21 protein-coding genes are annotated in these 23,482 nt (G+C 33.1%); 8 read left to right on the top strand and 13 right to left on the bottom strand.

The features are described from left to right. The first annotated feature begins 248 nt into the window (after positions 1–248). The gene (locus tag ABD077_RS03380; protein WP_343910496.1) at positions 249–2,099 is read left to right on the top strand and encodes a cation:proton antiporter; all 1,851 of its coding nucleotides are present in this window, start codon (positions 249–251) and stop codon (positions 2,097–2,099) included. A gap of 96 nt (positions 2,100–2,195) precedes the next feature. Continuing rightward, positions 2,196–2,483 carry a hypothetical protein gene (locus ABD077_RS03375; RefSeq protein ID WP_343910494.1) on the top strand — a complete coding sequence of 96 codons (288 nt, stop codon included), beginning with the start codon at positions 2,196–2,198 and terminating at the stop codon, positions 2,481–2,483. 73 nt (positions 2,484–2,556) lie between these two features. Here the strand turns inward: ABD077_RS03375 and ABD077_RS03370 are convergent, their stop codons facing one another. Then, on the bottom strand, positions 2,557–3,609 hold the full coding sequence (locus ABD077_RS03370) for an endonuclease/exonuclease/phosphatase family protein (protein WP_343910492.1): 1,053 nt from the start codon (positions 3,607–3,609) through the stop codon (positions 2,557–2,559). A 126-nt stretch (positions 3,610–3,735) separates the two neighbouring features. Between ABD077_RS03370 and ABD077_RS03365 the strand changes: the two genes are divergently transcribed. Together ABD077_RS03365 and ABD077_RS03360 are read left to right on the top strand one after the other, a co-directional pair. Then, on the top strand, positions 3,736–6,735 hold the full coding sequence (locus tag ABD077_RS03365) for a TonB-dependent receptor (RefSeq protein WP_343910490.1): 3,000 nt from the start codon (positions 3,736–3,738) through the stop codon (positions 6,733–6,735). A 29-nt stretch (positions 6,736–6,764) separates the two neighbouring features. Next, a complete protein-coding gene (locus tag ABD077_RS03360) occupies positions 6,765–8,264 on the top strand; it encodes a DUF5689 domain-containing protein (protein ID WP_343910488.1) in 1,500 nt (499 codons plus the stop codon). Between the two features lie 83 nt (positions 8,265–8,347). Here the strand turns inward: ABD077_RS03360 and ABD077_RS03355 are convergent, their stop codons facing one another. Both ABD077_RS03355 and ABD077_RS03350 read right to left on the bottom strand, forming a co-directional pair. Then, entirely contained in the window at positions 8,348–9,076 is a 729-nt protein-coding gene (locus ABD077_RS03355; RefSeq protein WP_343910486.1) for a hypothetical protein, read from the bottom strand. A gap of 416 nt (positions 9,077–9,492) precedes the next feature. Next, positions 9,493–10,467 carry an endonuclease/exonuclease/phosphatase family protein gene (locus ABD077_RS03350; RefSeq protein WP_343910484.1) on the bottom strand — a complete coding sequence of 325 codons (975 nt, stop codon included), beginning with the start codon at positions 10,465–10,467 and terminating at the stop codon, positions 9,493–9,495. Between the two features lie 120 nt (positions 10,468–10,587). Here ABD077_RS03350 and hflX point away from each other — a divergent pair, with 120 nt between their 5' ends. Next, positions 10,588–11,796, top strand: a complete 1,209-nt coding sequence (hflX, locus tag ABD077_RS03345; RefSeq protein WP_343910482.1) for a GTPase HflX — start codon at positions 10,588–10,590, stop codon at positions 11,794–11,796. Positions 11,797–12,196: 400 nt separating this feature from the next. Further along, entirely contained in the window at positions 12,197–13,540 is a 1,344-nt protein-coding gene (locus ABD077_RS03340; protein ID WP_343910480.1) for a TlpA family protein disulfide reductase, read from the top strand. 1 nt (position 13,541) lies between these two features. Here the strand turns inward: ABD077_RS03340 and ABD077_RS03335 are convergent, their stop codons facing one another. Beyond that, positions 13,542–14,465 carry a DUF3078 domain-containing protein gene (locus ABD077_RS03335; protein WP_343910478.1) on the bottom strand — a complete coding sequence of 308 codons (924 nt, stop codon included), beginning with the start codon at positions 14,463–14,465 and terminating at the stop codon, positions 13,542–13,544. Positions 14,466–14,724: 259 nt separating this feature from the next. Between ABD077_RS03335 and ABD077_RS03330 the strand changes: the two genes are divergently transcribed. Then, positions 14,725–15,156 carry a GNAT family N-acetyltransferase gene (locus tag ABD077_RS03330; protein ID WP_343910476.1) on the top strand — a complete coding sequence of 144 codons (432 nt, stop codon included), beginning with the start codon at positions 14,725–14,727 and terminating at the stop codon, positions 15,154–15,156. Positions 15,157–15,215: 59 nt separating this feature from the next. On the opposite strand, the gene ABD077_RS03325 is transcribed toward ABD077_RS03330, so the two are convergent. The 6 genes from ABD077_RS03325 to ABD077_RS03300 form a co-directional block, all read right to left on the bottom strand. Beyond that, complete coding sequence (locus ABD077_RS03325; protein WP_343910474.1) at positions 15,216–16,166, bottom strand: DUF3078 domain-containing protein; 951 nt, start codon at positions 16,164–16,166, stop codon at positions 15,216–15,218. Positions 16,167–16,361: 195 nt separating this feature from the next. Next, complete coding sequence (locus ABD077_RS03320; protein ID WP_343910472.1) at positions 16,362–16,871, bottom strand: DUF2480 family protein; 510 nt, start codon at positions 16,869–16,871, stop codon at positions 16,362–16,364. Between the two features lie 4 nt (positions 16,872–16,875). After that, a complete protein-coding gene (locus ABD077_RS03315) occupies positions 16,876–17,316 on the bottom strand; it encodes a PaaI family thioesterase (RefSeq protein ID WP_343910470.1) in 441 nt (146 codons plus the stop codon). Between the two features lie 48 nt (positions 17,317–17,364). After that, positions 17,365–17,691, bottom strand: a complete 327-nt coding sequence (locus ABD077_RS03310) for an SUF system Fe-S cluster assembly protein (protein ID WP_299609769.1) — start codon at positions 17,689–17,691, stop codon at positions 17,365–17,367. 52 nt (positions 17,692–17,743) lie between these two features. After that, positions 17,744–18,166: a SufE family protein gene (locus ABD077_RS03305; RefSeq protein WP_343910467.1), complete on the bottom strand. Its 423-nt coding sequence runs from the start codon at positions 18,164–18,166 to the stop codon at positions 17,744–17,746. A 94-nt stretch (positions 18,167–18,260) separates the two neighbouring features. Further along, positions 18,261–19,475 (bottom strand): aminotransferase class V-fold PLP-dependent enzyme, encoded by a 1,215-nt coding sequence (locus tag ABD077_RS03300; RefSeq protein WP_343911965.1) that lies wholly within the window; start codon positions 19,473–19,475, stop codon positions 18,261–18,263. Between the two features lie 78 nt (positions 19,476–19,553). On the opposite strand from ABD077_RS03300, the gene ABD077_RS03295 reads away from it, so the two are divergent. Further along, complete coding sequence (locus ABD077_RS03295) at positions 19,554–20,906, top strand: serine hydrolase domain-containing protein (RefSeq protein ID WP_343910465.1); 1,353 nt, start codon at positions 19,554–19,556, stop codon at positions 20,904–20,906. A 63-nt stretch (positions 20,907–20,969) separates the two neighbouring features. On the opposite strand, the gene sufD is transcribed toward ABD077_RS03295, so the two are convergent. Genes sufD through ABD077_RS03280 form a run of 3 tightly spaced genes read right to left on the bottom strand, consistent with a single transcriptional unit; the run spans position 20,970 to position 23,470 of the window. Continuing rightward, complete coding sequence (gene sufD, locus ABD077_RS03290) at positions 20,970–22,283, bottom strand: Fe-S cluster assembly protein SufD (protein WP_343910463.1); 1,314 nt, start codon at positions 22,281–22,283, stop codon at positions 20,970–20,972. 2 nt (positions 22,284–22,285) lie between these two features. Next, entirely contained in the window at positions 22,286–23,038 is a 753-nt protein-coding gene (gene sufC / locus ABD077_RS03285) for a Fe-S cluster assembly ATPase SufC (protein WP_299609783.1), read from the bottom strand. 51 nt (positions 23,039–23,089) lie between these two features. Then, entirely contained in the window at positions 23,090–23,470 is a 381-nt protein-coding gene (locus ABD077_RS03280; RefSeq protein WP_343910460.1) for a hypothetical protein, read from the bottom strand. Positions 23,471–23,482 lie beyond the last annotated feature (12 nt).

Here is a 23,482-nt window from a genome sequence, read left to right as displayed (position 1 = left end):
AGAAAAAATGTTAAGGATCAGTATTTAATTTTTCGACTTTTTAACAATCTTTCCAAGATTTACTGCAATAATCATAAAATAGGTCTTTATTTCTATACATTTTTTGCGAAAGTAATCTATTAGATCACTAAGGTTGATATTTCTAAAAAAAGTTTGGAAACCTTTTAAGCAATCATAAATTTGATTTGCGGTATGAATTTCTAAAAAAAATCTCATATTTTGCTAATCGTAACACTTATAAATGCAACATGGTTGAATTAGCCGGTATTATAATTTTAGGAATTTTGGCACAATGGGTTGCTTGGAAATTTAAGATTCCTGCAATATTACCTCTTATCCTTATTGGTCTCTTAGTAGGACCAATTGCAACATTATATACCGAGGATGGTACAAAACTGATACAGCCTATTTATAATGGTGCCGAAGGACTTTTTCCTGGAGAGAGTTTATTTTATTTTGTGTCCTTAGCGATTAGTATTATACTTTTTGAGGGAGGATTAACGCTTAGAAGAGATGAAATTCTTAATGTGGGTCCTGTAATTTTAAAACTCATTACAGTTGCTGTTGTGGTAACATTTTTTGGAGCTGGATTTGCAGCGCACTATATTTTCGATCTTAGTTGGCCAATTTCCTTTTTATTTTCATCTCTTATTATTGTTACAGGCCCAACGGTAATTACTCCTATTTTAAGAAATATACCTCTAAAAAAGGATATTTCTGCAGTTCTAAAATGGGAAGGTATTTTAATTGACCCTATAGGCGCCTTAGTTGCGGTATTAGTTTTTGAATTTATTAGTGTTGGTGAAGGAGAAGCCTTTACCAAAAAGGCATTTATAGAATTTGGTAAGATTGTTTTGTTTGGTTTTACATTTGGTTTTACGTTTGCGTATGCTTTAGCTTTTGGAATCAAAAGAAAAATAATTCCGCATTATCTATTAAATGTTTTCACCCTTGCTGTGGTTTTAGGAGTGTTTGTTTTATCCGATGTATTTGCTCATGAATCGGGTTTATTATCCGTAGTAGTAATGGGTATGGTTTTAGGAAATATTAACCTACCTAATTTTGATGAATTATTATACTTCAAAGAATCATTAAGTGTATTATTAATTTCGATCTTATTTATTCTTCTTTCTGCAAATATCAACATAGAAGAATTACAATTAATATTTAATTGGGATGCTATTTTACTTTTTGCGGCAGTTGTTTTTATTGTAAGACCTTTGGGAGTTTTTCTGAGTTCGATGAATTCAGGATTAAAAACAAACGAGAAATTGTTTATAAGTTGGGTAGGTCCTCGAGGGATAGTAGCTGCTGGGATTGCTTCTTTATTTGGCTTAAAATTAGCTAAAAACGGTATTCCGGAAGCGGAATATATTACACCATTAGTTTTTATGATAGTTTTGGGAACTGTTCTTTTAAACGCTACAACTGCAAGATTGTTTGCTAAGGTAGCTGGTGTATTTCTAACAAAGTCGGAAGGGATACTTATCATAGGAGCTTCTAAGGTTTCCCGTTTAATCGCTTCGTATTTAAAAAAGAATCAACGTCATGTTGTATTAGTAGATAGTAATAGAGAAAATGTAAAGAAAGCCAAAAGTCTAGGTCTTGAAGCTTTAGAAGGAAGTATTTATAATGACCAATTAAAAAACAATATAGAATTAAATGATATCGGGTTTTTGATGGCACTTACTGGTAACAGTGATATTAATAAGTTTGCGATCCAACAATTTAAAGATCAGTTTGGCGAAAATGGATCTTTTAGACTTGTAAGTTCTGAGGAAATGAAAGATCCTAATAATAATCCTGATGAAGGTTTGTTTTCGCATACAGACGATTATAATACGTTGATGAATCTAGCGGAAAAATATCCAAGTATTCAAGAGATTAAAATTAATGATGAAACACAATACGATTCATTAATTAAGTTAACAAAAGAAGACGAAGATATTATTCCTCTTTTTATAAAAGGAGCAAACAATTCTATTAGAATTATTTCGGCCTATAGCGAAAAAATGGAACAAATCAATGAGGGTAGTTTCTTAGTTTATATAGGCAAACCTATAGATGTAGAGGAAGTAGGTTTGATCGATAAAAAGTAGGAAAATTCGATAAAATACTCAAAATTAACAAAATATTTTGTTAATTATAAAATATTACTCTATATTCGCTCACATTTAAATTTTAAAACCCAAATTATGAAAAAACTTATGTTAGTTGCCGTTTTCGGTATGGCTATTGGATTCACTTCTTGTGGTGCGGATGATGTTGTAGATTTTGCTTGTGATCAGGCTAGAGATGCATTAAGAGAAGATGTTCAAGAATCTATAGACGCTTATAATGCGGATACTTCTTCTAGTTCATTATGTGAAGCAGCTCGAGCAGCTATAGAATCTTATAAGAGCGGTGAATGTGGAGATGGTGCTTTTGATGCAATTTTAGCTGAATTACCAGAAGATTGTTCTACTGTTGGACAAGGAAACTAAAATGTATATATGATATATTTAGAAAAGGAGGCTATTTGCCTCCTTTTTTTAATACTTATACTTTTATTATCGATTAATTTTCTTTAATAAGATATACATAAACAGGAAAGTGATCACTATATCCTCCTGTATATGCTCCATTAGCAAAACTTCGGTATGGATAACCTTTATACCTTCCTCTCGGATTAGCTAGATAATTTTTATTGAAAACTCCGGCTTTGTAATATCTATACGAACTATAATCTTTGTCTAATAATCCTTTAGAAACAATAATTTGATCAAAAAGATTCCAGCTATCTCTCCAGGCAAGTGAACCAATTCCTTTTTTAGACATATTGTACATTGGATTATATAAGCCTTTTAATTTTACGTCCTTTTTCTCAGATTTTGCACCTAATACTTTTTTCACACTGTCATTATCCGGATCGTCATTAAGATCACCCATGGTAATAACTTTGGCGTATGGATCTATATCAAATAAGGAGTCAATAATCTTTTTGTTTAAAGCGGCAGCTTCCTCTCTCTTATATCGACTTCTTGCTTCTCCACCACTTCTAGAAGGCCAATGATTAACAATTACATGTATTAAATCACCGTCTAAATATCCGCTTACCAGCAATTGATCTCTTGTATACACTCGCTTTTTGGCATCATTATTACTGTAAATCACCAACTCATGCACACTAGTATTAACTGGTCTAAATAGTGATTTCTGATATAATAATGCAACATCAATACCTCTTCGATCTGGCGAATCAAATTGTACAATTCCATAATCTTTAGGCAGAAGAACAGGCTCGTTTGCTAAATCTTCTAAAACTTTTCTGTTTTCTATTTCTGCAACTCCCAAGATCGCAGGAGCGTTTTTTGTTACGTTAGCTCCTATTTCGGAAATGACCTTAGCCATATTTTTAAGTTTGTCTTTGTAAATTTCTTCTGTCCAATGGTCTTTCCCATTCGGAGTACGATCATCATCATACGTAATAGGATCATCCAGAGTATCAAAAAGATTTTCTACATTATAAAAAGCAATTGTATTAACTTTATACGTTTTCTTTTCTTGAGAAAGAATAGTAAACAAGGGGCTAAGTACAAAAGCAAAAATGAATAGATATTTTGCGTTCATTATGTAATTGATTATTAACTTATTGTAAAATGCATTCCAAAATTTGAGCCAAAATTAGCTTTTCTATTTAAAACATGTACTTTTGCGCGGCAGAAATGTTAATTTTTTAACTAAAACAATTATTGAATGAAAGTGTCACAACTCAAAAAGAATCTTTTCTTTTTAATGATTTTTTTAAGTTCTGTTGCTATGACCAATGCACAGCAAACAGGATTAAAGGGTAAAATTGTTGACGCATCTTCCAATGAAAATCTAACTCAAGTACTTATTACGATTGAAGGAACTTTGCTTTCGGCAACCACTAATAATCTAGGAGAGTTTGATTTTGGAGGCGTACAACTACCATTAGGAGAACAAATAGCTGTTATATCCAAGGATGGATATATTACCAAGCGTTTTCCTATAATTATTAATGAAGGAAGTGTGTTAGATCTAAAAACAATAGATCTAAATTATGATGTAAATCAGGAACAAATCCAGATAGGTACGATAAGCCTTACGGATAATGAATTAGATGAAGGTGATGACGATGCATCGGCAAATGTATCAGGTTTATTGCAAGCATCTAGAGATGTTTTCCTTAGTGCGGCAGCGTTTGATTTTAGCGCTACATTTTTCCGACCAAGAGGTCTTGGTAACGAAAATGCTAAGGTATTGATCAACGGAATTGAAATGAACAAACTGAACGATGGAAGACCACAGTGGAGTAACTGGGGTGGACTAAATGATGTTCAGCGTAATCAGGAGTTCTCCATGGGAATTTCTGCCAATGATTATACATTTGGTGATCTAGCTGGATCGACTAATATTATTATGAGAGCTTCTCAATACAGACAAGGAGGTCGATTATCATATGCTGCTTCCAATAGAAGCTACACTGGTAGAATTATGGGTAGCTATAGCTCTGGATTAATGAGTAATGGTTGGGCATATACTATTTCGTTGGCTAGAAGAATGGGTAATGAAGGGTATATCGAAGGAACCTTATACGATGCTAATTCCATTTTTGCTGCAGTAGAGAAAAAGATTAATGACCAACACAGCATTAATGTAACTAGTTTTTATACTCCAAACAGAAGAGGTAGATCGACTGCAATTACCGAAGAAGTTTTTAGACTAAAAGGAAGGCAATACAATCCAAACTGGGGATATTTTGATGGAGAAAAGAAGAACTCAAGAGTTCGAGAAATTGAAGAACCAGTTTTTATGTTAAATCACTTTTGGAATATCAGTGATAAAACAACTTTAAATACCAATGTAGGTTATCAAACAGGTAAAATAGGAAATAGCCGAATCGATAATGGAGGAACCGAATTAAGGAATTTCAATGGAGTAGATTATTATCCAGGAGGTGGAGCAAGCCAAGATACAAACCCGATTCACCCAAGTTTCTTACCAAGTTCTTTTCTGAGTCGCCCTAACCTTACACCCTTAGATTTTCAGAAGGCTTTCTTAGCACAACAAGAATTTATTAGAAATGGTCAATTAGATTGGAATCAGTTAATACAAACAAATCAATTAAACTCACAAAGAGGTGTGAATTCTACCTATATCTTATATGAAGATAGAATAGATGATACTCAGTGGACTTTTAATTCGATATTAAACAGTCAATTGACAGATAATATTACATTAAATGCTGCTTTAAACTATAGAACCTTAAAAAGTGAGAATTTTGCAGAAGTAACCGATTTATTAGGAGGAAGAGGTTTTTTAGATGTTGATTTGTTCGGAGCTCAACAAGATAATGATGTAGCACCAGAAGATAGACTTTCTGCAGAAGAATTGGCGGATAGAGCACAGAGTGATTTAAGAAACCGTAACAGAGTTGTTGGAGTAGGTGATCGATACGACTATAATTACGAAATTGATGCTGATGTGGTTAGTGGATTTGCACAAGCACAATTTAAATATAATAGAGTAGACTTTTTTGTAGGAGCAAATGTTTCTCAAACAAGTTACCAAAGAAACGGATTATTCGAAAATGGATATTTTCCTGGTGAAGGACGTTTAGGATCTTTTGGTAAGAGTGATAAATTAGAGTTTACCAATTATGGTGCAAAAGGAGGTTTCACCTATAAAATAAATGGGCGTAACTTAATAGATATCAATGGAACGTATTTTACAAAGGCTCCAACGATTCGTAACTCTTTTGCAAATTCAAGACAAAATAACAGAACAATTGATCAGTTGATACGTGCAGAAAGAGCTTTTGAAGAGCAAGAAGTTCTGGATGGAAACTTAGAAAGTATTAGAATTGGTTCATCAGAACAAGAAAGTGAGAAAGTTCAGTCTTTTGATGCCAGTTATATCTTAAGAACCCCGAAATTAAAAGCAAGGTTAACAGGATATTATACGAAGATAGAGGATGCAACAGAATTATCTTTCTTTTTCACTCAAGCAATCTCTGGATCTGATGTTGGATTTGTACAGGAGATTCTAACTGGTGTAGATAAGCAGCATATAGGAGCAGAATTAGGTATCGAGTATCAAATTACTCCTACGATTAAACTAAAAGGAGCAGCGGCTATAGGACAGTTTACATATGCTAACGATCCTGATTTGTTTGTAGCAAGTACCAGTAGTGATTTCTTGGGAGAAACTACAGGAAACCTGGACAGAGTACGTTATTTTGGAAAATCTTCTCTAGAGGATTATCGTATTGCTGGGGGACCACAAAACGCTGCGCAGTTTGGTTTTGAATATAGAGATCCAAAATTCTGGTGGTTTGGAGCAACAGCAAACTATTTTTCAAATGCATATATAGATGTAAGTCCATTTGCAAGATCATCAAACTTTAATCAAGATGTAGACGGATTACCGTTTAATGATTATGATGAAAACATTGCAAGAGAGTTATTAAGACAAGAGCAATTCGATGACTATATCCTTGTAAATGCAGTAGGAGGTAAATCTTGGAAAGTAAAAGATTATTACATAGGTTTCTTTGCCACTATTAATAACATATTTGACAAAGAATATAGAACGGGCGGTTTTGAACAGGCTAGAAATGCAAATTATAGATTAGCACTAGAAGAAGCTCAGCGTGATACACCAGTTTTTGGACCTAGATATTTCTATGGATTTGGTACTTCATACTACCTAAATGTATATGTAAGATTTTAATGATGAACACAACAAAAAAATATTATAAAATGAATTCAATTAATTTAAAGAAACTAATAAGTGTTTTAGTCTTAGCAGTTACGATGACTGCTTGCGTACAAGACGATGATTTTAGAACACCCGCATTGGATATTGAAGAACCAGACTTAAATGGTAGTACACCTTTATTATTATCTAGTGTTTACGATGCTTGGTTTCAAGAATTTGCTGATGCTGTAGATGATGCAGGTTTAGATTTTGATAGTGATTTTGATGTAGAAGCAATAGAAGCGCTAAGGTTACAGACTAAATTTACCTACGAAAATGATGATCCAAATAACCCTAGATTCATGTCAGGTTATGTAATATCAACGGATAAAGCAGGGAACTTTTTTGAAGAGTTAATTTTACAAGATAGACCAGATAGTCCTACGAGAGGAGTGAGATTAGCAATTGATGTAAATCCATTATTTACAAGCTATGAATTTGGACGTAAGATCTTTGTAAAGTTAGATGGTTTATCTGTAGGTATAGAAAATGGTGTTTTTACTATTGGAGTACTTTCTGGTGATGAGGTAGATCAGATTCCTTCTTTTTCTCAAGAAGAGGTTATTCTTAGATCTTCTGAAGTTGCAGAAATTACACCTTTAGAAATCACTTTTGAAGACTTTTCAGACGATTTAACAAACTTGTTTGTAACCATTAATAATGTTCAATTCGGTAAAGATGATGTCTTTGGAGATAGTCCTTTAACTTTTGCAGGTGAGCCAAGTGATGAGTTTGATGGAGAAAGAAACCTAGAAAGTTGTGATACTGGCGCTACTGCTGTTTTGAGCACAAGTACTTTTGCAGATTTTAAGTCTTTAACACTACCATCACAGAAAGGAAGTTTTGAAGGAGTTTTAACTAAGAACTTCTTTGGTGACACTTTTAATTTAGTGCTTAATGATGTAACGGGATTAGTTTTTGAGAATGAGGAGCGTTGTGATATTGAATTAATTATTGAAGATTCAGAATGTCCTACTAATAATATTGGAGGCTCAAATATTGTTTTTGAAGAGGAATTTACTGGTTTAAGTATTGATGATCTTTTGAGTAATGGATGGGTAAATCAAAATATTTCTAGAGGATCAGTTTTATATGAAGTAGGTAGTTTTAGTGGAAATCAATACGCACAAATTAATTCTTTTAGCTCGAATGAAAGTTCAGTTGATACTTGGTTGGTCACACCAGAAATTAATTTAAGTGGATCAGCTAATGAAGTTTTATCATTTGAAGTTCAGGCTAATTTTGATACTGGAACAACTCTTCTTGAAGTTCTAATTGCAGAGAATTTTACAGGAGATGTAATAACAACATCTTGGAAAAGATTCAATGTTGAAATACCTCGAGGTCCAAGCGGAGGGTTTGGAAGTTTTGAAGCAGTAGATCCTGTTGATATCTCTTGTTTGACTAGTGACACTATTCATGTTGCTTTTAGATATGTTGGAGGGGATCCAGGTGCAACTACAAGATATCATATCGATAACATAGAGATCTCAGGAAATTAAGAGTTTCTTTAATCGAGATAGCAATAATAAAACACCCTTAAGAAGCTTCTTAAGGGTGTTTTTTATTGGTTTTAATTATTTTATTAATAATCAAATGTTACCGAATAAGCACTGTTCTTCTTAGTTTTTACACGGAATCTAAACTGGTAGCAAGGATTCTTAGTGTGAGAGAAACTTTGGTTATTGTTTATTTTTCTCCATTCATTCTGAATAGTTGCCCAACTACTTCCACTATTAGCCTTATATTTTAGACCATAATATACTCTTCTCCATACAGAATGTCTAGCAATCTCTGCTATTTGAGCTTGATTTACAGAGCTATAATGTGTGTAATAGTTCCAGCCAGCTTTTGCAATACTCGTTTGTGGATGGTTAAAGTTGATCGCATATTTTGAGTTTGGATTTGCTTTTGTAAGCTTTACTAATTCAAAGGCGATATCATTACCAGTTTCTTCAAAAGAGGCATCTTTAGCATCTCCTTCTTCAGAATCTATAGTAGTTTCTGTAAGATCCATGATGTTATGACGTACTAGGCTCTCTTGTAAAGTTTCATTAGAATGAATTTCCATTAAACTAAGGTTTTCAGTAGAATAATTGGATAATGCTGATTGGTTATTTGCATAAATTCTTACCACTCCAGTACTACCTTCTTCTGAGCTGATCGTGACATCTTTTTGAAAATCATAGATGTCTTTTAAAGAAAAATCAGATGTTATCGCTGATTCATCAATGATTTCATTGGATTCGTCCTTATCACAGGAAGCAAAGAATAATAATCCAAAAATTGGTAATGCATAAAATAACTTTTTCATTTGTTTGGTTTTTAAGAATAATTAATTGACTTGTTTAGTTTTTTGGATACTTAGTATCCTTATTTTTTACTTTTTAATTGAAAAGAAGATTATTGCTGTTGAAACTTTTGTTGGTGCCTTTTATGTTTCTAATCCTATGAGATGGATGATCTTAATACTATTCTTTTCATTTTAAGTAAAATGTGAACTCATAATTTTCTTTTTGAATTCGGATCCAAAAGTAGAGTGGTAAGTATAATTGGCAAAAGAGATATTTTATTTAGCGGAAATTTCCGCTAAATAAAATATTGAATATCAATTGTTTAAAAATAAATAAAGGGTTTGTTACCAGAACAAAAAGGGGTTTATGTCCCGACGTTTTAAAGTGAAATAACTTTACAGAAAAAAGGTGTTTGTTGGGTGCTTTTGTATGGGAATTACATATGGTGTTTTAGATATATGTAAACAGGAAAATGATCGCTATAACCACCTTTATATTTTCCACCAGCATAGGTTCTAAAGGGCTTGCCTTTGTATCGTCCTTTGTAGATCTTTAAGAAACTATCATCAAAGATGTTAGCCTCAGCAAAACTATGCGTTCCTTTTTCGAACTTATGGAAGTTATTGCTAAAAATGATTTGATCGAATAGATTCCATTGGTTTTTATAGTTTAATGTTCCCCGAAATCTAGTGTGTAATCTTTCCATTGGATTATAGAAATCATGACCAATAAGATGTTGTTTCACACTTTCATTATTAGGATCATCATTAAAATCACCCATGATAATAATCTTCGCATTAGGATCTTTTTCGGTAATTTGATGAATAATTTCACGATTTTTTTCTGCAGCTGCAATACGTTTATAAGCTGTTAATTCAGCTCCATCTCTTCTAGACGGCCAGTGATTTACCAGAATGTGAATTTCCTCGTTCTGCAATTCTCCTGTTACCCACAAAATATCGCGAGTAAAATCTCTTTCTCCATGATCATTCATTACGAGTAAAGGAACACTTTCTGAATGTGTAACTGTAAATTTTTCTTTTTGATATAACAAACCAACATCTATTCCACGTTCATCAGGAGATTCGTGATGGATTACACCATAGTTTTTATGAATCAGGTGCTTTGTTTTTACAAGGTCTTCTAAAACAGCTTTGTTTTCTACTTCTGCTACTCCCAAAATCACAGGAGCTTTACCAGACTTGGCAAATCCAATATTAGAAATAGCGGTCCCTAGTTTAAATAGCTTCTTCTCATACCTTTTTTTATTCCATCGTTTTTCAGAATCAGGTAAGAAATCATCATCCAAAGTATTAGGATCATCTTTGGTATCAAATAAGTTTTCTAGATTATAAAAAGCAATGGTATGTAGGTTTGTATCTTTCTTTTTGAAATAAGGCTTCGAAGACATGAAATAAAAATTTATTGTAGAGGCCTAAAGTACAAATTCAAATGCATACAATATTGTACCTTTGTAGATTAATTGTTGAAACAGCACATAAGAAGTAGATCGCAGGAAAATTAGGCGCAGATGTTAGAAAAGGAAAAAGCAAAATACGAAAAAGCAATACTAATAGGTATTGTTACGAAGAATCAGGATGAGGAAAAGCTAACAGAGTTTTTGGATGAGTTAGAGTTTCTTACCTATACTGCTGGTGGAGAAGTGGTGAAGCGATTTACTCAAAAAATGGAGGTACCCAATTCTAAAACATTTATCGGATCGGGTAAAATGGAAGAGGTGTTGGCGTATGTAGAACAACATGATATCGGAACTGTTGTTTTTGATGATGAATTAACGCCTGCTCAGCAGCGTAATATAGAGCGTATCCTAAAAGCTAAGATCATTGACCGAACAAACTTGATTCTAGATATTTTTGCGCAACGTGCTCAGACAAGTTATGCCCGTACACAGGTAGAATTAGCGCAGTATCAATATTTGTTACCACGATTAACAGGTTTATGGACTCACTTAGAACGTCAGCGAGGAGGTATTGGAATGCGCGGACCAGGAGAAACGGAGATCGAAACCGATAGACGTATTGTAAGAGATCGTATTTCTTTATTAAAGAAAAAACTACTTACGATCGATAAACAAATGGCTACACAGCGAGGTAATCGTGGAAAATTGGTACGAGTAGCCTTGGTAGGATATACGAACGTGGGTAAATCTACCCTAATGAATGTAATAGCAAAAAGTAATGTATTTGCCGAAAACAAACTTTTTGCAACCTTAGACACTACAGTAAGAAAAGTGGTTATTGGCAACCTTCCTTTTTTATTAAGTGATACCGTAGGGTTTATCAGAAAACTTCCAACACAATTGGTAGAGAGTTTTAAAAGTACTTTAGATGAGGTGAGAGAGGCGGATTTATTACTCCACGTCGTAGATATATCTCATGGTCAGTTTGAAGATCATATCGCTTCTGTAAACAAAATCTTAGGTGAGATTGAAAGTATGGATAAGCCTACGATTATGGTGTTTAATAAAATAGATGCATACGAGCATAAAACTATTGATGAGGATGATCTTACTACCGAAAAAACAGAAGTTCACTATACACTAGAAGAGTGGAAACAAACTTGGATGAGTAGGATAGGAGATAATGCCTTATTTATATCTGCCATTAATAAAGAAAATATGGACTCTTTTAGAAAAAGAGTTTATAAAGAGGTAAGAGATATTCATGTAACCCGTTTTCCTTATAACAACTTCTTATATCCAGAGTTTGTGGAGGAGTGATTCTTACTGGAAATTCTTATTTATTTTTGAAGCTATAAAATTTGAAAGACAGTGATGTCTTGGAGTTTTACAGGAAGAAATTTGCATTATTTTCAAGAGAGATAAGATCTAAAAATTCCCTTTTTCAAAATACTTCTATAAAAATTACCCATCTAGGGGTAACATCTATTCTTTTGAAGACACTTACTAATATGTAACGGGAAATTTTGGGTTTTATGATCAGGTTACTTTAATGATTTAAAGAGGATTTTAAACCCAAAGAACAGGTTATATAACGACACATTTATTTTTTTAAATAAGATTAAATAGATGTGTTTATCGAATACGTAAATTATTGTTTACTTTTATTTAAAAAGCGAACCCTATACACCATAAATTATTGGGTTAAAAAAATAAGTATATGAATTCTAGAAAATTATACTTCTTGTTTTTGATTATATGTTTTTCTTGTAATAAGGAAGAATCAACAAAGACTAGTAAAAATACATCCATTGTAGTTGATTTAATAAAAAAAACGGGTAATGGACCTTTTGGAAATGTCTTACAGCCTTTTAGCGATATAGATTCTTTGCCCAAAAACTTTAAAGGTGTTCCCGAATTAACATATTATTCTCCACAATTTTTTGGTTTTAATAGTAGAAAAAAAATGACCGCATTATTAGAAAAAAAACTCATTGATTCTACAGAATATGCTGCTTTAACAAATCGGATTTATGGAATTTCGGGACTAGATGGAGATTCTCAAATTATGATTTTGGATATGAATCATAATTTCGACTTTAGTGATGACGAGGTGTATGTTTTCGATGCGGAATTAAGAAAAAAGACAGGAGGTGATGCAGGTATTAGAGATTCTTTTCCTTTACTACACCTAAAGTATAAAAGATATTATAAAAATAAAATTAGAGATAGAGATCAGTATGTGCGATTGATTCCCTATAAAGATTATTTCTACTCAGATAAGGACATTTCTGATGCTACAAAGAGATATTATGATTTGCTATTGGTAGCAGCAAGATCAGAACATTTATTAGGAAACTTTTCTATTGAGAAAGACTCTTTTAGAATAGCAGCTGAATTGTATGATGAAGATGTGGATTTTATTTTCGCAGAAAAAGGTAACCCGTTTTATTCTAGAAGGAATATGGATAAATACGAAGAGTTTGAAAAAGGAGACACTTTACAACTGGGCTCTCATTTTATTAAAATAGATAGTGTAGGTGCTGCATTGGATAAAGTGTATCTAAAAACACTTGATATTACTTCATTACCGCATGGATATAAAAGAGATCAAACTTTAAGAGATTATGCTTTTACCGATATAGAGGGGAACAAAAAACGTATTTCTCACTTATTAAATGATAAGGATCTTTTATTGATAGATTTTTGGGGTACTTGGTGTGTTCCTTGTTTAAAACTAACACCAGATTTAAAAGAGTTTCATAAGAGTTATCCTAATGTGGCTATGCTAGGTATAGATTTTGATTTTGAAAAAGAACCTGGTATACAATACATCAAAGAAAAAGAACTGGATTGGACACATATGTTTGTAGAGCGCGTGCGAAATGATAGTTTATTACATACCAAGATTGTTAGTAAATTACGTGTAGATAATTATCCCACGTTTATGTTAATTGATAAGGATTTAAAGATCTTATATAGAGGAGTGGGCAAAAAAGGATTGAATAGAACAATAGAACTTATAGAAACAATAAATGCTCTAGAAGCACAGAGAAAAAATTAATTTAGAACTCATAGTTTAATCCTAGTCCCAGCACTTCTCTGATTTGGAATCCGCTTGTCGCATTATCATCGTAGATGGCTTGGAATGCAAAACTACCAGAGATATATTTATTTACGATTAAGTTGATGTTTAGCGTGTAATCAATATCGATATTATAAGGATCCTCGATATAATTAGAGTACAAATTCAGGATCTGTTCCATCGTTATGTTTTTGAGAATAGGAAACTTGGCATAAGCTGCTAAAGATCCTCCAAACTCAAATCGCGAGCTTTTGCCAGCGTCTACACCAAAATAATCTCCATCCACATAATCTGGAGTAGTGGTAAACTGATCGTCTACGAAAATCATACGAGAGGTTACGGGTGCTATGTTAATGTTTAGGTTATCGCTTTTTTTCCACAGTAATCCTGGACCTATTTGTAAAAAAGCGGGAGAGAAAAAATGAGTCTCCTCGGTACGAATGGTTTCGTCGGTTTCAGGATCTTTGGAGAAACTATATCCTTTAGCAAATTGAGATCTAAAATTTACAAATAAGGAGTAGTTCCAATAGGATTCTGCAATCCTCTGTCCTAAACGAGAGTTGATTTCTAGACGATCATTGGTTTTGCGAGCAAAATTTTCACCTTTAAGAAAAGTAAGACCGTAATCTGCTAAAATTTTATTGTCCCATGTTAAACTGTTCTTTTTGTAGTTAATCTCATAATTAAGCGCTAGGTTTCCTGCTACGTTAGAAGTTCCTCCACCTTGCCAATCGTAATTAAATGCAGATTGATTAAAAAAGAAAGAAAACTTTCCGAAGGATTTCCATCCGATATGAGGCTTTTTAACAGGCTTAGGGTTTAGTTTGTTCAAGAGTTTTTTAAGAACAATAACATTTAATTCTTTTGGGGTGTTTTGGAGTAAACTATCCAATGATCTTTCCAATCGAACTTGTATAGAATCTAGTTGTTTTACCTCTTTTTTTTCTTGACCAAACGTGTCAATCAGCAAAAAACATAGAAAAATAAATACAACAATCTTGCGCATGGGTAACAATGGATATGGGCACAAATATAATTTATGCGTATAGCTTATTCAAATATATAGACGTAACCTAATACCTAATGTAGCAGTGATTGTATTATGTAAACTATTATTTTTTTAGATTAGTATGCATGTATTTGAAAAATAAACTAGAAATAAAATGAACATTGAACTGCATAAAGCTACGGATGATGATGTTATTTTTTTGCTGGAACTAAGAAAGCAAACGATGATGGAACATTTGGAAAAAGCAGGGTTGTTTTTATCAGAAGAACAGCATTTAGCAAGAGTAAGAGTTCATTTTGATAAGGCACAAATAATTTTATATAAGAAAGAAAAGATAGGAGTACTAAAATATATCGAAACAGATAGTAGTATCGAAATTCTTCAACTTCAGATAACACCTAAATTACAGGGAAAAGGAATTGGAAATTATGTGCTTAATAATGTCATAGAACAATCTGTAGCGACTAATAAAGAGATACGACTAAAAGTACTAAAAGAAAATCCAGCAAAGTTTCTATACGAGCGCAATGGTTTTTCCATCTATGATGAAGATTCATATGAGTTTTATATGAAACTCGTGAAATAGCATAATAAAAAAAGGTCAACTTTTTTAAGTTGACCTTTTTTTATTATGCTATTTTTTACTTAAAATGAGTAGCTTAATCCTAAATTCCAAAAATGTTGTAAATCATTATCTGTGTTCTCCAGCGTTGGAGTTGGAGTTGGCAGTGGATCCAAAGTTAAAGCATTATTAAAAGCTTCTTGTTTGTTTTTTCTTAGTCCAAAATCAAATCCAACACCTATGGCTTTCCAGAAGGTATAAGAGAAAGAATTTGTCCATGTCCAGTTAGAGTAATCCTGATCTTCATAGCTTACAAAAGCGGATAAGTTGGTTTTAAAGTTAATGGCACCAAATTTACGTGTATAATCCGCTACAATTTTAGCACCTAAAGAAGATTCATATTGAGACGCCCCTTTACTAAACACAAAGTTGTAGTTTAATGGGTGCACTACCACTACTAGATTGTTAATTGGAGTCCAGGTAATACCCACACCTAAATCTAAATATCCAGGATCATTGAAATTACTAAGCACAGTAGTTCTATATTCTCCTAAAGTAGAAACCGCCAATGTATTTGTAAGTTTGTATCCGAACAATGATGTTAGGGTAAATACATCTGTAGCCTCTCTAAAATCTTCATCATCTCCTGGAGGTGTATCGTCATCATTACTTTTATCATCTAATTTTACCCATGCTAGATTCACATTAGCACTATTTCTCCAAAAATATTTTTCCTGTAGTAAATTAGCATAACCGTTAACTGTTATACCGATAGTACCAGCATCATTATCAGGAATTCCTTGAGAATACCAGTTTCTGAACCCAGAAATACTTCCTCCAATAGTACCAAAAGCACCGATTTTCCATCCTGGTAAAGCATCTAGTTGTGCTTGGATAGCATCAGCTCTTCCCTGTATTGCAGCAATAGAATCTTTTTTTGCAGCTAAGGTTGTTTTCAATTCTTCTTCTGTTTGTGCAAGCCCTATTTGGATTCCTGCTACTAGAAAGATAAATGTGAATACGATTTTTTTCATAATCAATAATAGTTTTAAGTAGTTTGTTTATCACAAAGGATATTCTAAATTTAGTAATAAACTTTGGTAAAACAAGTTCAAGGTTTATGCAAAATTTTGCGTTGGCAAATATAATCGAAGTAATGCGCTTCGATATAAAAGAATAGTATTCGGGAGTGAATTTTCGATAAAAAGCACTTTTTAACGATGAAGTTGTTATTTTCTTTTAAAAAGAGGTACGGAGGAGCACGCTTCACCGTACATAATACTTTTGGCAATTGGTTGTAATTTTTGGATAAGTTGTATGTAAGCGTTTTCGGGAATAGGTTTATTAGCACAACCTTTTATGATTAATAGCTTATCCTGATATGCTGAGATATCGAGTGTACGAATGATATCAGAAAATAGCATAGTCTCCAGATCTTTTAATGATCCTACTGCCACATGTTTGGCAAACGGAGTTAACTTAGTTGTGAGTAATAAATATGCCCATCCAGGAATAATAGCATCACTAGAACAATGTAGCGCCACATACGCGTTCTGGTATTGGCTCCAATCATGTTCGGAAACTTGCTGCCTAAATTCCTTTTCGCGGAGAATAAAACCTTCATAAAGCCAATCTTTTATATCAAATACTACTCGATCTCCTTCTGGATAATAATCCTCTAGATCGATGGTAATAAGATTTTTGTTATTTGCAACTCTATTAATGATTTCTTCTGCCATGGTATTAGATTTTATATCCTATTTTTTCGGTTAGCGCTATTTTACTTTTGGCAAAATTGCCAGTTCCAAAACCTATTTCTTTGCCGTCTTCATTATATAACACGGATTCTGCAACATAAAGGTTTGGAGATCGGAATTTTATTTTCCCAATAGCTTTAATATCTCCTTTGTTTGCAGGACGCACTAAATTTATATTGAAAGATGTAGTTAGTACAAAAACATCTTCAACTAAAGAGTTTACAGCAAAAAACGCTGCATCATCTAATAATTTGAAGTATACAGAACCATGAATTGCACCTAGTGCATGAAAATATTTATCGGATATAGTCAGTCCAATTTCTGATATTCCTTCAGAAATCTTAACTGTTGTGGTATCAAAGATGTTTGTATTGATATTTGCATTCAGATACATCTTTTCTAATTTACTATAATGCTCCAGATTCATTTTTACTGTATATCAGCTATGCGAGAGAATGGTTTTTTGAAGCTTTACTTACAGCATTCCTAATTCTAATTTTGCCTCTTCACTCATTAAATCTTGAGACCAAGTAGGCTCAAAAGTGAGTTCTAACTCTACATCATTAACTGCATCTAATGATTTTACTTTTTCTCTAACCTCTTCTGGTAGAGATTCTGCCACTGGACAATTTGGAGAAGTTAATGTCATAAGGATTTTTACATCATTATCTTCATTCACAAACACATCATATATTAATCCTAGTTCGTATATATCAACAGGAATTTCTGGATCGTAGATTGTTTTAAGTACTCTTACGATTTTTTCTCCTAGTTCTGCGGTATCTATATGGGTTTCGCTCATAGTATATTTTTAGTCGTCTTTTTCTAAATAAACTTAATTAATAAAAGACGAATTAATTTAACTGAGTTTGATATGCTACAGCATACATTTTTAATTGCTTAATCATGCTTACCAATCCGTTGGCTCTGGTAGGTGATAAGTGTTCTTTTAGTCCAATCTCATCGATAAAAGCAGTGTCTGCATCAATGATATCTTTTGGATGCTGACCAGAAAATACTCTAATCAGAATCGCAATGATACCTTTTGTAATAATAGCATCACTATCTGCCGTAAATTCTATCTTTTCATCTTTCATTTCTGCATGAACCCATACATTACTTTGGCATCCTTTGATGATATTCTCATCGATTTTATACTTTTCTTCGATCAGAGGAAGGGATTTACCAAGATCAATCATGTATTCGTAGCGTTGCATCCAATCATCAAACATGCTAAATTCATCAACAATCTCTTCCTGAAGTCTTTGTATAGACATATTTCTATAATTTTTTTACAAAAATACAACAAGAATACTTGCTATTCAACACTTTCAGCGAATCATAAGATAGTATTAACGATTCAGTCTAATGCTAACTGAGCATCATTTTCGCTTTTTTAACTGCCTCTACAAGAATATCGATTTCTTCTTTTGTATTATAGAAAGAAAATGAAGCCCTAATAGTTCCTGGTATTTTATAAAAATCCATAATAGGTTGCGCACAATGGTGACCGGTACGTACTGCTACACCTAATTTATCCACAATAGAACCAATATCATACGGGTGGATATCACCAACATTAAAGGAAATTACCGAAGTTTTATGTTTAGAAGTTCCATAGATTTTTAAACCTTCGATTTCAAGAAGTTTCGTTGTACCGTAGTCTAGCAGTTCTTTTTCGTATTGTGCAATAGCTTCAAAACCAATGCTATTCATATAATCTAACGCCACCCCAAAGGCAATACCTCCGCAAATATTAGGTGTTCCTGCTTCGAATTTGTGAGGAAGACCAGCGTAGGTTGTTTTCTCGAACGTAACCTGATCAATCATTTCTCCACCACCTTGGTAAGGAGGTAATTTATTAAGCCACTCTTCTTTTCCATATAATAAACCAACGCCCGTAGGTCCACAAAGCTTATGTGCAGAGGCTACATAAAAATCAACATTTAGTTTTTGAACATCTGGCTTGATATGAGGACAAGATTGCGCGCCATCTATTAATACTGCCGCTCCAACTTTATGGGCTTTTTCTATTATTTCTTCAATAGGATTAATGGTTCCTAAAGCATTAGAAATATGATTTGTAAAAACCAATTTGGTTCTTTCTGATAACAATTGATCATAAGCATCCATCAAAAGTTCTCCTTCTTCATTCATTGGTATCACCTTAAGAACAGCTCCGGTTCTTTCGCAAAGCATTTGCCATGGAACAATATTAGAATGGTGTTCTAAAGCTGAAACGATGATTTCATCACCTTCTTTTAGTAAGTTGGAAAAACCAGTAGCTACGATATTAATACTATGGGTAGTCCCAGAGGTTAATATGATTTCGTAAGAATGTTTTGCATTAAAATGTTCTTTTACTTTTTTACGAGCAATTTCATAAGCATCCGTAGCTTCCTGTGATAATGTGTGCACACCTCTGTGGATATTAGCATTGTAATTACTATAATAATCCACTATGGCATCAATCACTATTTGAGGAGTTTGTGAGGTGGCGGCATTATCAAAATATACAAGCGGTTTTCCGTTTACTTCTCTATCTAAAATAGGAAAATCTTGTCGTATTTTCTGTACATCAAACATATCAATTTCTTTCTGCAAAAATAGGAACTATTTCTAAGTGATATTGCTTATTTTTAAAAGGATTTAACACTTCACACAATGAAAAGATTTAAAAAGATTTTAGGTTTTATATTTATTGGATTGGTTGGGCTTATTCTGATTGCGGGTTTTTGGAATTACCCTAAGCTTACGATACTTTCGGGATATTCTGCCAAAAATATGGCTTCTTCTGTTTTTATCGGAAATCGTTCTGTAGAGTTTACAGACATCAATGATAATAATTTTGCTCCGGTTCATTTGGCTGAAGATGAAGTAGACACCAATGAAAAATCTGCAGTAGCCTCTGTTTTTGGATTAAATCAAAGAAAAGCTATCTATAGAGAAGGATTAGGAAGCGTATTGATTAATGATGGTTTTGATATAACAGCACCCTATGCCAAGCCAAAAAGAACCATATTTAAGACAAACTTGCCTTTTCCGTATGGAAACTTACCCCAGAACGATACAGTTTTTGCTAACGTTGATTATAACAAAATAAAAAGTTCGGTTGCTACAGTATTTGATACACAAGAAGAAAGTATTAAGAAAACTAGAGCAGTAATAGTTCTTTATAAAGACCAGATCATTGAAGAAAAGTATGCCGAAGGGTATGATAAAAATTCGGTGCTTTTAGGATGGTCTATGACTAAAAGTATTTTAGCAACTAACTTCGGAATTTTACAAAAGCAGGGTAAAATAAATATAGCGGATAAAGCGCCAATAAAAGAATGGCAAAATGATGATAGAAAAGAAATTACGATCAATAATTTATTACAGATGAATTGTGGTTTGGCTTGGGATGAGGATTATGGGTCTATATCTGATGCAACAACAATGCTATACTTGGATGAGGATATGACGAAACCTCAAATTTTCAAAAAAGCGATCCATAAGCCGAATGAGTTTTGGTATTATTCTTCAGGAGTTTCTAATTTATTATCAGGCATTCTCAGACAGCAATTTAATAGTTATCAAGAATATCTTGATTTTCCGTATCGCGAATTTATAGACAAAATTGGAATGCATTCTATGCTGATAGAAACAGACATGGCCGGAAATTATGTTGGTTCTTCTTATGCTTGGGGTACACCAAGGGATTGGGCAAAATTTGGATTGCTATACCTACATAGAGGTAACTGGAATGGAGAACAAATTTTTAATCCAGAATGGGTGGATTATGTGACTGCACCAACTCCCACTTCTGAAGGTGATTATGGAGGGCATTTTTGGTTAAATTCTGGAGGATATTATCCTGATGCACCTAGAGATATGTATTCTGCTAATGGATTTCAGGGACAACGAGTTTTTATAATTCCATCTAAAGATTTAGTTGTCGTTCGTTTTGGCTTAGGAGGAGAAATGGATGTAGATTTTAATACATTTCTACGAGACATCAATGATGCAATAAAATAATAGTTTTAAACAAAAAACCTCTTCATTTTAGAAGAGGTTTTTATTTAGATTGTTCCGTTTATATTATAAATCAAAACCAATATTTACTCCTAGTTTATTGGCAATTAATTTATTGATTCGCTGTTTTAGCTGAGGTATTTTTACACTTTCTAATACATTATTGGCAAAGGCATACATCAACAATGCTCTTGCTTCTTTTTCTCCAATACCTCTGGATCTCATGTAAAACAATGCTTGTTCATCTAATTGACCAATAGTACAACCGTGAGAACATTTTACATCATCTGCAAAAATCTCTAATTGAGGTTTAGAGTTGATCGTTGCTTTATCACTTAATAAAACATTATTATTAGATTGGAAAGCATTAGTTTTTTGCGCTTCTTTATTTACGATGATTTTACCATTAAATACACCCGTTGCTTTTTCATCAAAGATTCCTTTATAATCCTGATGACTTTCACAATTTGGTTCTGTATGATGTACTAGCGTATTATGATCTACATGTTGTTTTCCTTCGAGAATAGTAACTCCATTAAGGATAGAATCTATTCCTTGTCCTTGCTGGTAGAAATTCAAATTATTTCGAGTTATATTACCTCCAAAAGCAAACGTATGAACTGATGCGATACTTTGTGCTTGCTGCTGTATATACGTGTTGTCTATTAAAGAAGCAGTCTCATTATCATTTTGTATTTTGTAGTAGTCTACAATGGCTCTTTTGTCAGCAAAAATTTCTGTAACCGAATTTGTCAATACAGGATTGGGTGTTAAACTCTGATGACGCTCTATTATCTGTACATGTGAGTTCTCTTCAACAACAATTAAATTACGAGGTTGTAAAAGTTGCGATGATTCTTTTCCTGTAGAGAAATGAATAATTTGAATCGGTTTATCTGCTAGCTTATTTTTAGGAATATAGATGTAAGCTCCTTCTTTAGAAAAAGCAGTATTTAAAGAAGTTAACCCATCTTTTTGAGCAACTTTATTAAAATAATTATCTATAACCGGCTTATACTTATCATGACTTAATGCCGAGGACATTAAACACACATCGATTTTATCATGTGTAGTTTCTGATAAATGCGAAGAGTACTTACCATCAATAAACACAATCTTATAAGTATCTAAATCGTGAAGAAAATACTTCTTTACATCTTTAAATTCTAACGCATTTTCTTCTTTTGGAAAAATACTATAATCATGTTTTAGTATTGCATTCAGCGAGGTGTATTTCCAGGCTTCTTCTTTTTTTGTTGGGAATCCCTTTTCTTCAAATACTTTGATAGCTTGGCTTCTGATATCGTGAACAGGAGCATCAACATCTACAGTGTTTTCAAAAGCAAGAAAAGAAGATACTAATTTTTCTTTCAGCTCCATAACTATGCGTTTATCTCTTCTTTAATCCAATCGTATCCTTTTTCTTCTAATTGTAAGGCCAATTCTTTGGTTCCTGATTTTACTATTTTACCATCGTATAAAACGTGTACGTAATCAGGAACTATGTAATCTAACAATCTTTGGTAATGTGTAATAACAATTACGGCATTGTCTTTACTTTTCAATTTATTAACTCCATTTGCTACAATTCGTAAAGCATCGATATCTAGTCCAGAATCTGTTTCATCCAAAATAGCTAGTTTAGGTTCCATCATTGCCATTTGGAAAATTTCATTACGCTTTTTTTCTCCTCCAGAGAATCCTTGATTAAGTGAACGAGATAAAAACTTACGATCGATGTCTAGTAATTCGGATTTTTCACGAATTTTTTTAAGCATATCCTTTGCAGGCATTTCTTCTAATCCTTGGGCCTTTCTGGTTTCATTGATAGCGGTTTTCATAAAATTGGTAACCGTTACTCCAGGAATTTCTACTGGATACTGAAATGAAAGAAAAACACCTTTATGTGCTCTTTCTTCGGCTGCTAGATCCTCTATATCTTCACCATCTAAAAGAATAGAACCTTCGGTAACTTCATATTCCTCTTTTCCAGCAACAATACTTGCTAAGGTACTTTTTCCAGCACCATTAGGACCCATTATTGCGTGAACTTCTCCGGCCTTTACTTCAAGATTAAGACCTTTTAAAATTTCTTTATCTTCAACGCTAGCGTGTAAATCCTTAATTTCTAACATTTCGTATCTTTCTTTTAAATAGTTTTTTAATCATTATATCTTCAGTACCGTTTATTCTTGTCCTGCGGTTTCTGAAGATTTTATTTTTGTTGGTAATTCTGAGGTTGGCTCGCTCACACCTACGATTTCTTTTATTTCAACAATTTCCGGCCATCCTTCACCTTTGTTCTCTTTTATAACCCCTTTTACAACTACAGGAACCATATCATATTCTTCTCTTTGTAATGGTTTTACTTTACTGTTCAGTTCTTTGGCTATATCGTCTATAACCACACCATATATAAAGTCTTTTCCTTTTATAACACCTGCATCATCAATTAGGATGAATTCTCCACGAATTAAAGTGGTTTCTCCATCTGAGGATTGTGATTTTTCGTTTTTACAGGAAAAAATTAAAAGACTTAAGATGATAAGAAGAAATGATTTTTTCATTTATGTGAGTTT

Origin of the sequence: Aquimarina litoralis, from assembly GCF_039523995.1 — a bacterium.
GTDB lineage: Bacteria > Bacteroidota > Bacteroidia > Flavobacteriales > Flavobacteriaceae > Aquimarina > Aquimarina litoralis.
This window is presented reverse-complemented; position numbering and strand designations above follow the sequence as displayed.